Below are 2,566 nucleotides of genomic sequence, written 5' to 3'. Positions count from 1 at the left end.
TCTGCCGCCGAAGGCCGGCCGGCCGGGGCGGCCATCTCCGCCTCCCGGCACACCGGGCGAGCCACCGCCCGCCCCCGGCCGGTGAGCGCCCCCGCACTCCCCTTCTTCCGGCGCTCCCTCCGGCGTACCGACGACTCCCCCGCCGCCCCCTGCGTCGCCGAGGTCCACGACCTCGTCGTCCGGCGCGGCCGGATCCGCGCCCTGTCCGGCGTGGACCTCACCGTCCGCCCCGGCGAGACCGTCGCACTCATGGGCCGCAACGGCGCCGGGAAGTCGACGCTGCTCGGCTCCCTGGTCGGACTGGTCGAGCCCACGGCGGGCTCGGTCCGGGTCGGCGGGGCCGTACCGCACCGGATCTCGCCACGGGAGCTCGTACAGAGGGTGGGCCTGGTCCCGCAGGAGCCGCGCGATCTGCTGTACGCCGACACGGTGGCCGCCGAGTGCGCGGCCGCCGACCGGGACGCGGGGGCCGAGCCGGGGACCTGCCGGGCGCTGGTGTCCGGGCTGCTGCCGGACATCACGGACGCGACCCACCCGCGCGACCTCTCCGAGGGCCAGCGGCTCGCGCTCGCGCTGGCCGTCGTCCTGACCGCGCGCCCGCCACTGCTCCTCCTGGACGAACCGACGCGCGGCCTCGACTACGCGGCGAAGGCCCGGCTGGTCACCGTGCTGCGCGGCCTGGCGGCCGAGGGGCACGCGATCGTGCTGGCCACGCACGACGTGGAGCTGGCCGCCGAGATCGCGCACCGGGTGGTGCTGCTGGCCGACGGCGAGGTCATCGCGGACGGCCCCACGGCGGACATCGTGGTCTCCTCCCCCTCCTTCGCCCCCCAGGTCACCAAGATCCTGGCCCCCCAGCCCTGGCTGACGGTCACCGAGGTCAGGAGGGCCCTGGCATGACGCCCGACCCCGCCCAGCTCCCGGACGACCGGCCCCGCCGCACCCACGCCGACGACACCGGCCACCCGCGCGACACCGAGCCCACCGCCCAGGAGAGCACCCCGCAGAAATCCACCCCGCATCACCCACCGGCCCCCCATCACCCCCGTCCCGCCCACGCCGTCCGCCTAGGACCCCGTTCCCTCGCCGCCCTCGTCCTCGTCAGCGCAGTAGGCATCGTCGCCTTTGGCTGGCCCTTCCTCGCGCCGCCCGCCTCGCAGCTGAGCGCGCACGCCGAGGACGCGCCCTGGCTGTTCGCGGGGCTGCTGGTGCTGCTGGTCGCGGTGGTGGCGGCGACGATCTCCGAGTCGGGCCTCGGCCCGAAGGCGGTCGCGATGCTGGGCGTGCTGGCGGCGACGGGCGCGGCACTGCGGCCGATCGGCGCGGGTACGGCGGGCATCGAGCCGATGTTCTTCCTGCTGGTGCTGAGCGGCCGCGTCCTCGGTCCCGGCTTCGGCTTCGTGCTCGGCTCGGTGACGATGTTCGCCTCCGCGCTGCTGACCGGCGGGGTCGGGCCGTGGATGCCGTTCCAGATGCTGGCGATGGGCTGGTTCGCCATGGGCGCGGGCCTGCTGCCGGGCCGCTCCCGGCTGCGCGGCCGGGCCGAGCTGCTGCTCCTGGGCGGCTACGGCTTCGTCGCCGCGTTCGCCTACGGCACGGTGATGAACCTGGCCGGCTGGCCGTTCATGGGCACCATGGCCTCGGGCATCGCCTTCGACCCGCACGCCTCCGTGCCCGCCAACCTGGCCCGTTTCCTCGCCTACTGCCTGGCCACCTCCATGGGCTGGGACCTGGGCCGGGCCGTCTGCACGGTCGTCCTCACCCTGGCCCTCGGCCCGGCGGTGCTGCGCGCGCTGCGCCGGGCCACGCGGCGGGCCGCCTTCGAGACGGCGGTCACGTTCGACGCACCCGGAGCGTGAGGGGGCGCGTCCGGAGCGTCGGCGCCGAGGTGGTTGCCTGGTGAAGCACCCCACATGACGCAGCTCACCTACGAGGCGACTTCGTAGACTTAAATGTCCGATACATCCGCATTTACACCCCTCATGACCTGCGGTTTGAGACGCCGGTCACACAGACGGCCGACGCCACCGATCCGGCCACCACTAGTAAAAGGGGTCATTGCGGACATCCCGGAATCCTGTTTCTCTGGATGACGTCGCCAGGCGCCACGAGCCCTCACGGGCCGCGGCGCCGACGTATGCGGCCGGCGGGTGAAGCGCACACAGCGCGGAGCACGGCCGGAACGTACGAGGCGTCGCCCTGTACCCAAGCAAAAGGATTCACATGTCTTTCTCGTTCATTCGTCGCGTCGCCACTCCGAAGAAGGCCGTCACCGTCGCCGCCCTGGCCGCCGCCACCGCCGGCATCGCGCTCGGCACCGCGCCCGCCCAGGCCGCTCCGATGTCGTCCTCCTCGGCTCAGTCGATCGCGCACAAGATGATTCCGAACTCGGCGCAGTACGCCGCGTTCAACAAGATCGTGTCGCACGAGAGCGGCTGGAACCCCTCGGCCACCAACAGCGCCTCCGGTGCTTACGGTCTGGTCCAGGCCCTGCCCGCCTCCAAGATGTCCTCCGCCGGTTCCGACTGGAAGACCAACCCGGCCACCCAGATCAAGTGGGGCCTCA

3 protein-coding genes are annotated in these 2,566 nt (G+C 73.2%); all 3 read left to right on the top strand.

The genetic code is table 11. From position 1 onward, the window contains the following. Window positions 1-900 (top strand): ATP-binding cassette domain-containing protein (locus GTW40_RS06875; protein ID WP_237525370.1); only part of this gene is annotated, 900 nt, incomplete at its 5' end. Beyond that, complete coding sequence (locus tag GTW40_RS06870; protein WP_237525369.1) at window positions 897-1,859, top strand: ECF transporter S component; 963 nt, start codon at window positions 897-899, stop codon at window positions 1,857-1,859. The genes GTW40_RS06875 and GTW40_RS06870, both read left to right, overlap by 4 nt. 364 nt (window positions 1,860-2,223) lie before the next feature. Continuing rightward, window positions 2,224-2,566 (top strand): transglycosylase SLT domain-containing protein (locus GTW40_RS06865; protein WP_161179264.1); only part of this gene is annotated, 343 nt, incomplete at its 3' end.

It is taken from the genome of Streptomyces sp. SID4985 (genome assembly GCF_009863025.1).
GTDB lineage: Bacteria > Actinomycetota > Actinomycetes > Streptomycetales > Streptomycetaceae > Streptomyces.
This window is presented reverse-complemented; position numbering and strand designations above follow the sequence as displayed.